The organism is Kitasatospora sp. NPDC051705, from assembly GCF_044453265.1.
Taxonomy (GTDB): Bacteria; Actinomycetota; Actinomycetes; order Streptomycetales; family Streptomycetaceae; genus Kitasatospora.
In genome coordinates this window covers 21,565-34,121 of the sequence record NZ_JBITCO010000020.1, presented here as the reverse complement: position 1 = coordinate 34,121, position 12,557 = coordinate 21,565, and the positions used below count along the sequence as shown (strand labels likewise).

The window sequence follows — 12,557 nt, the reverse complement described above, 5'->3', positions numbered from 1 at the left end:
GTGGCGGGAAGGTGTCCACGGGTCGGCCGTGGTCTTGTCGTGGACGCGAAGGCCGGTTCATACTCCTCACGCGGACTACTTTGCGTGATCAACTCGTGTCTCTTCGTGGTGACCCGTGTGTCAGCTGTGGCGACGACGGACGTCTCCGTCGCCACCCGAGGTCTGGATGGTCCCGTGCGACCCACCGAACCCGTTCAGGTCCGATCGACCGTGCCCGGTTGTGCGTCCCGTCGTCCGGAAGGAGGGGGTCCGCTCGGTGACGCCGTCCTCCCCGGGGCGTGAGGCCCCCTCCGGCGCGCAGCGCCGTCGGTTCCTCGAGTCCGGCTACCTGGTCCTGCCCGGCCTGCTGCCGGAGCCGCTCCGCTCGCGGCTCGTCCCCGAGGTCGACCGCTGGGTCGACGAGGGACTGCGCGCCGACTCGATCGCCGCCTGCGCCGACCCGACCGGGCGCGCGGCGCCCCCGCTGCTCGAACTGGAACTGCCCGCCCACGGCCGGCTCCTCACCCACCCGCCGCTGTTGCGCACCCTGACCGGCCTGATCGGCCCGTCCTTCGTCTTCCACCACCTGCACAGCGACCGCCAGGCGCCGGGGATCCCCGGCAAGCCCTGGCACCACGACCGCGAGCCCAACGACCGCTCCGACCCGTCGCTGCTGATGGTCCACGCGCTGCACTACCTCGGCGGGCTGGACGAGAAGGTCGGCAGTCTGGCGGTGCTGCCCGGCTCGCACCGCCGCGTCGTCGGCAAGGCGTCCTTCGCCCACCACGGCACCCGCGAACTGGCCGGGGAGGTGGTCATCGACCGGCTGCCCGCGGGCTCCACCGTGCTGCTCGACTCGGCCCTGCTCCACACCCGCAGACCGGCGCCCGACGGCCCTGGCAGTCCCCGCTACTTCATCGACGCGTCCTACTGCCAGGTCGGCGCGCGCTGGCGCCCGGTGAAGCCGTACTGGCGCCAGATGCTCGCCCGGGCCCGCGAACTGGGGCTGGCGGGCGCCCAGTGGCCGGAGCTGTTCGCGGAACGGCACTTCACCGAGTACACCGGAACCGTCTGAGGAGGACCGCGTGGAGATCGTCACCGCCGTCGCCTACCCCGAGGTCCACGACGCCTACCTGCGGGACCACCCGGTGGAGCGCGCCCACGAGGCCAACAGCAACCCGGCCGGCGAGGAGAACCTCGAACGCGCCGACCGGATCCCCGGCGGCTGGTGGCGCGTCCGGCTCTCGCGGGCGGACGTCCTCGGCGTCGTCCTGCCCTGGCACCTGAGCGAGGGCGGCGAGCGCGAACTCGTCCCCCGCTCCGGCCTGACGGTGGGCGAGGCGGCCGAGCGGATCCGCGCCGGCGGGGCCGACTGGTCCGGGGCGAACCCGGTCTGCGCGGCCAAGCTGCGGCTGCTCCGGTGGTCCCCGTTCACTCCGGTCTACCTCAGCACCGGCCCGGTCGACCACACCGACTACACGGACCTGCTGGTCCGGGAGGGACTGATCCACATCGACGGCCTGCACCGCATGCTGGCCTGGGAGCTGGCCGGGCGACTGCCCGGCCGGGCCCGGCTGGACGGGTACCTCGCGGGGGACCCCCTGCTCGTGGCGCCGGAGGCCCGGACACCCCGGGCGGCCCGGGCCGCGCGGACGGGGGACGAGTCGGCGTGACCTCCGCGACGCAGCACGTCCGGCCGGCGCGGCCCCCGCGGGCCGCCCGGTCGCTGTCCGAGCTCCTGTCGCACCACGCCCGGGTCCACCCGGTGCGGACCGCCCTCACCGACGGCGTCCGCGCCCTCGACTACCGCACCCTCGACGCCGCGGCGGGCCGGATCGCCGCCCGGCTGACCGCCTCCGGCACCGGGCCGGGGGACCGGATCGCCCTGCTCGGGCCCCGGGACGCCCGGATGCTGGTGCTGCTGTACGGCGTGCTGCGCTCGGGCGCGGCCGCGGTGCCCGTCGACCCGCAGTGGTCGGCGGCCGACCTCGCCCGACGGCTGGCGGCCGTCCGGGTCACCCGGGTGCTCGGCACCGAGCCGGACGCCCGCTGCGGGGCGGAGCGGCCGGTGGAGGTGCTGGACGCGGAAGGGCCGCCCGGCGCACGGGCGGCCGCCGCCGAAGCCGCCGCGGGCCCCGGTACCGGTACCGGCCCCGCTGCCTCCGGACCCGCCGGGCAGGGCGACGACCCGGCGTACCTCTCCTTCACCTCCGGGTCGAGCGGCGAGCCCAAGGCCGTGGCCGTCACCCACGGCAACGCCGTCCACTACGCGCAGGCGCTGGCCGGGCGGCTCGGCTACACCGAGGCCGACGCCCCGTGCACCGCGCACGTCACCACCCTCGCCGCCGACCTGGGCCACACCGCCTGGCTGCTCGCGCTGGCCATCGGCGGCTCGGTGCACGTCGTGCCGGACGCCGAGGTGCGCGACCCCGAGGCCTGTTGGGCGTCCCTGCACCGCGCCGGGGTGACCGTGCTGAAGACCACGCCCTCGCACCTGACCGCGCTGCTGGAGGGCCGCCCGGCCGACGCCCCGCCGCTGCACACCGTGCTGCTCGGCGGGGAGGCGCTGCCGCGCCCGCTGGCCGCCGCCCTGCTCGACACCGGCGCCACCGCGCGGCTGGCCAACCACTACGGGCCGACCGAGACGACCGTCGGAGCCACCTGCCTCCTGGCCACCGAGGCCCGCCAGCTGCCCGCCGACGAGCCGACCGTCCCGATCGGCACCGCGATCGGCGAGGTGCTGCTCACCCTGCTGGACGGCGACGGGCGGCCGGTGGCCGACGGCGGGGTGGGGGAGCTGCTGATCGGCGGACGCGGCGTCAGCGCCGGGTACTTCGGCCGGCCCGCCGAGACGGCGCGCAGCTTCGTCTGGCACGGCGGTGAGCTCCGCTACCGCACCGGCGACCTGTGCCGGCGCCGCCCGGACGGCAGCCTGGTCTTCGTCGGCCGGGTGGACCGCCAGGTGAAGGTCCGCGGCTACCGGGTCGACCTCGCCGAGGTCGAACGGGCCATGGACGGGTTCCCCGGGGTGGCCCGGTCGGCCGCGCTGGTCCGGGAGACCGTGCTCGGGAACCAACTCGTCGGCGCGGTGAGCCTGTCGGGGCGCGGCCCCGGCCCGGAGGGGCTGGACGCCCACCTGCGCGACCGGCTGCCCGGCTACTCGGTGCCCCGGCCGATCCTGGTGCTGCCCGCGTTCCCGCTCGGGCCGAACGGCAAGCTCGACCGGGCCCGCCTGGCCGAGCTGGTGGGCGAACTGGTCGGCCGGCGCGCCGAGTCGGGGACCACCACGGGAGAGGACGACGGCCTGGCCCGCTCGATCGCCGCCTTCTGGGCGGGCGCGCTGGGCCTGCCCGCGGTCGGGCCGCACAGCGACGTGCGGGGCCTCGGCGGGGACTCCATCCTCGCCATGCGCACCGTCGCCCTGCTGCGCCGCCGGGGCCTGCGGGTGCACTACGAGGACTTCTACCGGCACCCGACGGCGCACGGCCTGGCGGCGGTCGCCGCGGCCGCACCGCCGGCTCCGGCCGCACCACCGACCCCGGGCACGCCGGCGACCCCGGTCACGCCGCCGGACGCGGGCGCCGCGCCGCCCGGCGACCGGGGGGCCCGACTCGCCCCGGCCCAGCGGTGGTTGTACCGCCAGAGTGCCGTCGACGACCTGCGGCACTGGAACCAGTCCGTCCTGCTGCGCTGCCGGAAGGCCGTCGACCCGCGCGCGCTGTCGGCGGCCCTCGGGGCGGTCCTGGAACGGCACCCGGCGCTGCGCCGGCCGGTCGGCCCGCAGGGCTACGGCGAGCCCCGGCCGGTGGCCGACCTCGACCCGCTCACCTTCTCCCGGCTCCCGGGCCCGCCGGGCCCGGTCGACGGGCCTACCGCCGACCCCCTCGCCGGGACCCTCGCGGGAACCATCGCCGGGGTCTGCACCGAACTCCACCGCGGCATCGACCCCGCGGCCGGCCGGCTGCTGCGCGCCCACCTGTTCACCGGCCCGCCCGGCACCGACGACCGGCTCGCCCTGATCGCGCACCACCTGGTGGTGGACGGCCTCTCCTGGCGGATCCTGCTGGACGACCTCGCCCACGCCTACCGGGCGGCGCTCGACGGTGAGCCGACCGCCCTGCCGCCGGCCCCGGACTTCTACCGGTGGGCCGCCGCCGTGCCCGCCCCGGCGGACGAACCGCCTTCCGGCGCCCCGCCCGTCCGGCGCCCGCCCGCCCGGCCCCCGTCCCCGGCCGCCCCGGTCCGCGCGCGGCCGGCGGCCGTCGGCTGGGCGCTCGACGAGGCGGGCACCGCCCGGCTGGTCGCCCGGCACGGCGGGGGCGCCGGACTGGAAGCCCTCCTGCTGACCGCCTTCGCCGCGGCCGTCCCGGGCCGCGGTGCGCGGTCACGGCTCGCCGTCGAGGTGGAGACGCACGGCCGCGACACCGCCGGGGACCAGGGCGAGTTCCTGGACACCGTGGGCTGGTTCACCGCCGTCAAACGGCTGGAGGTGGACCCGTCGGCGGGCCCGGCGGCGGTGGCCGAGCGGCTGCGCCGGGCACCCGTGCGGCCCATGGACGCGCCCGGCGACCGCCCGGCCGCCGGGTTCAACTTCCTCGGTACCTTCCGGCTGCCCGACGAGCCGGCGCTGGACTGGACCGTCGCCGACGAGCAGGCCGGGGTGGCGCGCTGCACCGGTGGTGACCCGCTCTACGAACTGCGGCTCACCGCACGGGTGGTGGAGCGCCGGCTGGTCGCCGACCTGGTGTACGGGTGGCCCGCGCTGCCGCACCCGGAGGCGGAGCGGATCGTCGCGGGGTTCGCCGCCGCCGTGGCCACCGAGGCCGGGGCGCGGCCCGCACCGCCGGTGCGGTGCCCGCTGTCGACCTCCGGCCAACCGCTCCACGCGGGCGCCCCGGTGGCCCCGCCCGCCCGGCCCGCGGCGCCCGGCCCGTTGGTGGTCCGCGAGCCCGTCCGGGTGCTGCTCACCGGCGCCACCGGCTACCTGGGGCGGCACCTGGTGGACGCCCTGCACCACCGCGGTGCCCAGGTCACCTGCCTGGTGCGGGCCGCCGACGACGCCGACGCCGCGCGCCGGCTGGGCGGCCTGCCGGATGCCGTCCGGGCCGTCGCCGGGGACATCGACGGGGAAGGGCTGGGACTGTCCCCGGCCGGGCTGGCGCGGGCGCGGCGGGCGCAGGTCGTGGTGCACGCGGCCGCCGACGTCCGGCTGGTCGCCTCGCCCGACGAGCTGGAGCGGACCAACCACACGGCGGTGCGCCGACTGCTCGACTGGGTCGACGAGCACGCCCCGACGGCCCGGCTGCACCACGTCTCCACGCTGGCCGTCGCGGGCGGCGTGGACGGCCCGCCGCGCCGGTTCAGCGAGGCGGACCTGCGGATCGGCCAGCACTTCCGCACCCCCTACGAGCGGAGCAAGTTCGCCGCGGAGCAGACCGTCCGGGCCTGGGCGGCCGGCGGCCGGTCCGCCTACCTGTACCGCAGCGGGCACATCGCGGCGCACAGCGGCACCGGCGCCTTCCAGGCCAACGTCGGCGACAACCGGATCTACCAGCTCGTCCGCGGCTACCTGCTGGCCGGGGTCGCCCCGCGCCGGCCGCACACCGCCTTCGGGTTCTCGTACGTGGACACCGTGGCTGCCGGGATCGCCGCGATCGCGCTGGACCCGTCCGCGCCGCCCGGCGCCTACCACGTGGAGACGCCGCACGAGACGCCGCACGACGACCTCGTCCGCTGGCTCGCCGCCCACGGCCACGCCGTCCGGCTCGCCGACGACGCGACCTTCGCGGCGGCGATCGCCCGCGCCGAGCGCGACCACCCGACGGCCGCCGGACTGGCCGCCGCGTGGGCGCTGCAGGAGGAGCGCAACGTCCTGGTGGACAGCGCGTACACCACCTCGGTGCTGGCGCGGTTGGGAGTCCGGTTCGCGGCGCCGACCCCGCAGTGGTGGTCGGCCGCGCTCACCTGGGCGGCCGGCGCCGGCTACCTGCCGCCCGCCCCCGCGCGCCACTGACCGCCCCGCGCCACCGACCCGCTCCCGCGCCCACCGCCCGCCCCGCGTCACCGACCCGCTCCCGCGCCCACCGCCCGCTCCGCGCACGCACCCGACGTATGCACCCCGCGGACCATCCGCGACCGACCGAGACCCACCCCCCGACCACGGAAGGCGGACCGCGTGTCCCAGCTCTCCCCGGTGCTCAAGCAAGCCACCCCCGTCGTCGCGACCCGCGGCGAGGGCCTCCACCTCTTCGACGCGGACGGCCGCCGCTACCTCGACTTCACCTCCGGCGTGGGGGTGACCAGCACCGGCCACTGCCACCCGCGGGTGGTCGAGGCGGTCCGCGAGCAGGCCGGCCGGCTGATCCACGGCCAGTACACCACCGTGCTGCACGACCCCCTGCTCGCCCTCACCGGCCGGCTGGGCGAGGTGCTGCCGCCCGGTCTGGACGCGCTGTTCTACGCCACGGCCGGCACCGAGGCGGTGGAGGCCGCGCTGCGGCTCGCCCGGCACGCCACCGGGCGGCAGAACGTGATCGTCTTCGAGGGCTCCTTCCACGGCCGGACGATGGGCGCGGCGGCGCTCAGCACGGCCGGCACCCGCTTCCGCGCGGGCATCGGCCCGGTGATGCCCGGTGTCGCGGTGGCGCCCTTCCCGAACGCCTTCCGCCTCCGGCTGGACCTCGGCCTGGGCGAGGAGGAGGCGGTGGCCCACGCCCTGCGCGGGCTGGACCAGGTGCTCGCCACCGTCTCCGACCCGGACGAGACGGCGGCGATGTTCGTCGAGCCGGTGCTGGGGGAGGGCGGCTACGTGCCCGCGCCGGCCGGGTTCCTGGCGGGGCTGCGCGAGCGTGCCGACCGGCACGGCATCCTGCTCGTGGTGGACGAGATCCAGACCGGCTTCGGCCGCACCGGCCGGTTCTGGGCCCACCTGCACCACGAGGGCGTGGTGCCGGACGTCCTGATCACCGCCAAGGGCCTGGCCAGCGGCTTCCCGCTGTCGGCGGTCGCCGCGTCGACCGCGCTGATGCGCCGGGCCCGGCCGGGCTCGCAGGGCGGCACGTACGGCGGGAACCCGGTGGCCTGCGCCGCCGCGCTCGCCACGCTGGACGTCATCCGGGACGAGCGCCTCGTCGACAACGCCGCCGAGCTCGGCCCGCGTCTGCTCGACGGCCTGCGGGCGGTCGCCGCCGGAGCCCCGGCCGTCGCCGACGTCCGGGGGCTGGGGCTGATGGCCGGCAGCGAGTTCTGCCACCCGGACGGCTCGCCGGACCCGGACACCGCGCGGCGGGCCCAGCAGGCGGCGGCCGACCTCGGCCTGCTGCTGCTGACCTGCGGCGTCCACCTCAACGTGGTGCGGATGGTGCCGGCGCTGGTGGTCACGGCCGATCAGATCGACGAGGCGCTGGCGCTGTGGTCCAAGGCGGTCGCGGTGGCGGACGCCCGGTAGCGGAGGGACGGTGTGCACATGGACCACGACGACACGACGCCGGACGCCGGCACGGTGGCCGGGGCCGGCCGGGTGGCCGAGATCGGTTGGGAGAGTGCCGAGTTGGATGCCCGGCGGGTGCTCTGGTCGCTCGCGCCGGACGACCGGGAACGGCGGTTGCTCCGGGCCGACGCGCGGGCCCGCCGCTGGGGCCCGGCGGAGCCCGTCCGGGCCCGGCTGCGCGCCTTCGTCGACGGCGCCACCCGCTCCGTCGGCCTCGCCCACGTCCGCGGGCTGTTGGACCCGGAGGAGCCGGAGGCGGAGGTCACGGCCGCACTGTCCTTCCTGCTGAGCGACTTCGGCGAGATCGTCCCGCAGAACGGCCGCGGCGACCTCACCCAGGTGCTGAGCGACCAGGACGGCGACGGGAACACCGAGCTCGGCTTCCACTGCGACACCTGCGACCTGCTCGTCCTGTTCTGCCTCCGACCCGCCTTCCACGGCGGGGGGGCGACCAAGCTGGCGAGCGCGCGGCACGTCCACGACCTGATCGCGCGGGAGCGGCCGGACGCCCTCGCCACCCTCGCCGAGGACTGGACCTTCGACCGGACCGGGCGGGCGGGCCCCCAGGTCGTGGTCTCCCCGATCCTCTTCGCGCAGAAGGACGGCACCGTCGGCTGCTACTACCAGACCCGCACCGTCCGCTCCTCGCCGGACCGCGGCGGACCACCGCTGACGGACCGTCAGTGGGAGGCGCTCGGCGTGCTGGACGAGGTGCTCTACCGCCCGGAGATCGCCTTCGGCCTGCCGATGGCCGCGGGCGACCTGCTGATCATCCGCAACAGCCGCGTGCTGCACGGCCGTTCACCCTACGTGGACGAGCCGGGACCGAACGCCCGGCGGATGCTGCGGATCTGGATGAACACGGAGGCGTCATGACCGCCGCACGGACACCGGACGGCCGGATCGCCATCGTCACCGGCGGCGGCAGCGGGCTCGGCCGGGCCGCCGCGCTGGCCCTGCTCGGCGCCGGCTGGTCGGTGGCGGTGGCCGGCCGGCGCAAGGACGCGCTCGAGGAGACCGCAGCCCTCGCACCGGTCGACCCGGGCCGGGTGCTGGCCTTCCCGACCGACGTCCGCAACCCGCAGGAGGTCGCCGCCCTGTTCGACGCCGTCCGCGAGCGGTTCGGCCGGCTCGACCTGCTGTTCAACAACGCCGGCGCCGCGGCTCCGCGCCGGCCCGTCACCGAGACCCCGCTCGCCGACTGGAACAGGGTGCTGGACACCATCGTCACCGGCGGCTTCCTCTGCGCCCGCGAGGCCTTCCGGGTGATGAGCACCCAGACCCCGCAGGGCGGGCGGATCATCAACAACGGCGCGCCCTCCGCGCACGTGCCCCGCCCCCACTCGGCCGCCTACACGGCCGCCAAGCACGCCCTCCTGGGCCTCACCCGGGTGCTGTCGCTGGACGGCCGGGCCCACGACATCGCCGTCGGCCAGATCGACGTCGGCAACGTCGCCCCGTTCGACGGCGGACCCCAGCCGGCCGCCCTGCAGGCCGACGGGCGGACGGCGGTGGAGCCGACCATCCCGGTGGAGCGGTTCACCGAGGCGGTGCTGCTGATGGCCTCGATGCCCCTGGACACCAACGTCCACTCCCTGACCGTCCTGCCCACCACCATGCCGTACGTCGGAAGGGGCTGAACCGTGCTGGTCAGCGCACGCTCCTTCGCCGAGTACCGGGCGATGTTCGGGCTCACCGCCCGGGACCTCGGCGGGAGCGTCCTGGACTGCCCGGGCGGTGCCGGGAGCTTCGTCGCCGAGGCCGGCGGGCGCGGCGTCGACGCGGTGGCCGTCGACCGCGAGTACGCCCGCCACCGGGCCGAACTCGGCGCCCTCGTCGAGCGGGAGACCCGTCACAAGCACCCGGCGCTGCTGCGGGAGGCGGCGGCGTTCGTCTGGAGCTGGTACGGCCACCCCGACCGCCTGACCGAGCAGTGGATCGGCAACGCCCGCGCCTTCCGGGCCGACATCGCCGCCCGCCCGGAGCGCTACGTCGCCGGATCGCTGCCCGACCTGCCCTTCGCCGACGACTCCTTCGACCTCGTGCTCAGCTCGCACCTGCTCTTCTCGTACGGCAACCGGCTGGACGAGGCGTTCCACCTGGCGTCCCTGCTGGAGCTGGCCCGGGTCGCCCGCCGCGAGGTCCGGCTCTTCCCGGTCATGGTGTACGACACCGGCCGCCGCTACGGTCCGCTGGAGCGGCTGCGCTCGCAGCTCGCCGACGCCGGGATCCCGAGCCGCCTGGAACGGACGGCCTACGAGTTCCAGCCCGGGGACAACGAGCGGCTGGTCCTCTCCTGCGGCGGGTACCGGCCCCCGGTCCGAGCGGCCAGGCCCTCCGCGCCCGTCGACCCGGTCCGCTGGCGCCACCGGGAGGCCGCGCCGGGTCCCGGCCCCTGAGCGGGCGCGGCCCGCGGCCGCTCAGGGGCCGGGGCTGCGTCCCCCCGGCGCGGGGACCGGAGCGGCCGGTTCCCGCGCCGGGGCGTCAGGCCGGGAGCGGCCGCCGGTCGACCACCGTGCGCAGCTTGCCGCTGGTGGGCGTCCGCTCGAAGCCGGCGGCGCCGGTCGTCTCGACCGTGCACTCCAGCAGCCCCTCGGCCACGGCCGAGCCGAGCTCGGGGACGGCGGCCAGGAAGGCGGCGCGGGCGGTCGCCCGGTCCGGGGCGTACCGCTCGTCGAGCCGGACGACGGCCCGCTCGCAGTCGGCACCGGCGTCCAGGAGCAGCTGCAGCTCGCCCCGGTAGCCGAGTTCCTCCTCCGCCACCGCGACGAGGCGCCGGACGTTGAGGAAGTAGGTCCCGACCCGCACCACGTCGCCGTACCGGCCGAGGAGTTCGATCCGGGGGGTGTGGCTCCCGCACGGGCAGACGCCCTCGACCGTGCGGCCGAGGTCGCCGATCTGGTACCGCTCCAGGCGCTGCCCGGCCCGGGTGCGGCTGGTGAAGACCAGCCGGCCCGGCTGCCCGGCCGCCACCGGGCGGTCGGCCCCGGGGGCCAGGACCTCCAGGGTGTGCAGGTCGGTCAGGACGTGGTGGACCGAGCCCTCGGCGTGGCCGCACTGGTAGCCGAGCGGCCCCAGGTCGGTGCTGCCGTACGCCGCCGACCGGATCAGCTCGACGCCGAACTCCTCGGTGAGCACCCGGCGTTGCTCTGCGGTGAAGTGCTCGCCGCCGTAGAACACCTTGCGGATCCCGCCGTACCCGCGCAGCACGGCGGCCTCGGCGTGGAACAGCTGCCAGAGGTAGGAGGGCATGCCGAACACCGTGTCCGCCCGGTACGTCACCAGCGCCTCCGCGGTGGCGGCGTGGTCGGGGCCGGCGGCGATCGGGAACTGGGTGGCGTTGAGGCGCTCCAGGATCGAGAAGAAGCTGATGAAGCTGCCGTACATGCCGCCGCAGTAGAACAGGTTGGCGGCGCGGTCGCGGGCCGGGTCGAACCCGGCCGCGAGCAGGCCGTCCGCGGCGGCCCGCATCTGGGTGTCGTAGTCGGCGTTGGTGAACACCGACAGCGCCGGGGCGCCGCTGCTGCCACCGCTGCGGAAGTGGAGGTGGGCGTGCTCCGGCGCGAGCGTGCCCAGCTGCTCCTGCACCCCGGCCTTGTCCAGCAGCGGGCCGTTCGGCGCGGCGGGGACGGCGGCGGGGGCCGCCAGGTCGTCCAGGCAGGCGGTGGTGGTGAAGGCGGCGTCCGCCCGGACGCTGACCCGGCGGCTGTAGCGCTGGAGCGCGTACACGCCGTCGTGGGGCTCGCCGTGGTAGCCGTCGAGCATCCCGCCGACCGGGGTGACCCGCAGCACGCCGGCGGCGAGCACGGCCCGGGAGAGCCGGGCGACGTCGGCGCGGCTGCCCGCGATCGCGGCGGTCTGCAGGTACCGGCGCATCGGGCGCAGCACGGCCATGGCGCGGGTACGCGGCAGCGGCTTGACCCAGACGCTGCGGTGGAGCGGCGAGGCGGCCAGTGCCGAGCGGGTGTCGGCGAGGACGCGCCAGGAGCCGTCCGGCGCGGCGACGACCCGGGTGAGGCCGAGGTGCTCCTCCAGCCGGGCGAGCAGTTCGGTGGTGGTGATCTCGGCGTGCTCGGCCGGTTCGAGCTCGGGGCGGGGGATCGGGTCCGAGGCCGCGGCGAGGTGGGCCGCGAAGCGGTCGGCGAAGGCGAAGACCTCGCCGTCGTCCTCGGTGTCGAGGTAGACCACCTGGGGGCTGGAGCAGGCCTGCTGCTCCAGGCGGCAGACGTCGGCGGCGAGCGCGTCCAGCGTCGTCCCGTCCGACCAGGCGTCCCGGGTCAGGTACGCGAAGGAGATCCGGTGCCCCCACTCGACCAGGCGGCAGCCGGGCGGGACCAGTTCCGAGACCGAGCGGACGGCGTCCTCGCCGCCCCAGACCGCCACCGCGTCGGCGGGCTCGCACAGCAGCCGGAGCCACCCGGTGCGGGTGGAGGGGAAGCGCAGCGCGACGATCCGGCGGGCCAGGGCGCCGGTCGGGTCGGCGGCGGCCAGCTCGGCGAGCAGGTGCTGGGCGAGCAGGGTGTCGGCGCTGCTGGTCTTCAGCACGTTGAGGTTGCCGGTGAGCAGGCCCTCGACGACGCTCAGCGGGGCCACCGCGGCGCCGTTGCCGGGGGCGATGTGGACCAGGAGCCCGACCGGCGCCCACGCCTCGAAGGTGGTCTCCCGCGCGTCGGGCCGGGTGAGCCGTTCGGGGCGCAGCCCGCCGAGCTCGCGGCGGAGCTTGCGTTCCAGGGCCGCCCGGGTGATCGCGTCGGCGATCTCGGCGAGGGTCTGCGCCGCCTCGTCCGGGGCGACGCCTCCGCGGGTGAGCTCGTCGAGCAGGCGGGTGCGGACCGGGCCGCCGGCGGTGCCGAGGGCGTCGGCGAGGCGCTGGCAGGCGTCCAGCACCAGTTCGGTGGGCAGGGGGTCGGCCAGGACGCGGGCGGCGAGCCCGGGCAGGTCGGCCAGCCGCTGGGCGGCCTCGTCGTCGTCGATGAACGAGCCCTGCCAGAAGTGCGTCCCGGCGGGCGTCACCGGTCCGGTGGCCGCGGGCCCGGTCGCCGCGGGGTCGGTGGTCGCGGTTTCGGTGGTCGCGGTTTCGGTGGTCACG

At 76.9% G+C, this 12,557-nt stretch carries 8 protein-coding genes; 7 read left to right on the top strand and 1 reads right to left on the bottom strand.

Translation table 11 applies throughout. The features are described from left to right. The first annotated feature begins 256 nt into the window (after positions 1–256). The 7 genes from ACIA8Q_RS23585 to ACIA8Q_RS23555 all read left to right on the top strand — a co-directional run bounded on the left by ACIA8Q_RS23585 (position 257) and on the right by ACIA8Q_RS23555 (position 9,867). The gene (locus tag ACIA8Q_RS23585) at positions 257–1,054 is read left to right on the top strand and encodes a phytanoyl-CoA dioxygenase family protein (protein WP_396317631.1); all 798 of its coding nucleotides are present in this window, start codon (positions 257–259) and stop codon (positions 1,052–1,054) included. A gap of 10 nt (positions 1,055–1,064) precedes the next feature. Next, the gene (locus tag ACIA8Q_RS23580; RefSeq protein WP_360215275.1) at positions 1,065–1,652 is read left to right on the top strand and encodes a DUF6309 family protein; all 588 of its coding nucleotides are present in this window, start codon (positions 1,065–1,067) and stop codon (positions 1,650–1,652) included. Then, a complete protein-coding gene (locus tag ACIA8Q_RS23575) occupies positions 1,649–5,992 on the top strand; it encodes an amino acid adenylation domain-containing protein (protein WP_396317630.1) in 4,344 nt (1,447 codons plus the stop codon). The genes ACIA8Q_RS23580 and ACIA8Q_RS23575 overlap by 4 nt, the downstream gene beginning before the upstream one ends. Positions 5,993–6,154: 162 nt before the next feature. Then, positions 6,155–7,426 carry an aminotransferase class III-fold pyridoxal phosphate-dependent enzyme gene (locus tag ACIA8Q_RS23570; protein WP_360215281.1) on the top strand — a complete coding sequence of 424 codons (1,272 nt, stop codon included), beginning with the start codon at positions 6,155–6,157 and terminating at the stop codon, positions 7,424–7,426. Between the two features lie 18 nt (positions 7,427–7,444). Further along, entirely contained in the window at positions 7,445–8,344 is a 900-nt protein-coding gene (locus ACIA8Q_RS23565) for a TauD/TfdA family dioxygenase (RefSeq protein WP_360215284.1), read from the top strand. Further along, positions 8,341–9,108, top strand: coding sequence for an SDR family oxidoreductase (locus tag ACIA8Q_RS23560; RefSeq protein WP_360215287.1), 768 nt, complete (start codon positions 8,341–8,343; stop codon positions 9,106–9,108). The genes ACIA8Q_RS23565 and ACIA8Q_RS23560 overlap by 4 nt, the downstream gene beginning before the upstream one ends. A 3-nt stretch (positions 9,109–9,111) precedes the next feature. Next, the gene (locus tag ACIA8Q_RS23555) at positions 9,112–9,867 is read left to right on the top strand and encodes a class I SAM-dependent methyltransferase (protein ID WP_387906952.1); all 756 of its coding nucleotides are present in this window, start codon (positions 9,112–9,114) and stop codon (positions 9,865–9,867) included. Positions 9,868–9,952: 85 nt separating this feature from the next. Here ACIA8Q_RS23555 and ACIA8Q_RS23550 read toward each other — a convergent pair whose 3' ends face one another. After that, a complete protein-coding gene (locus tag ACIA8Q_RS23550; RefSeq protein ID WP_396317629.1) occupies positions 9,953–12,556 on the bottom strand; it encodes an acyl-CoA reductase in 2,604 nt (867 codons plus the stop codon). Position 12,557: the final 1 nt, after the last annotated feature.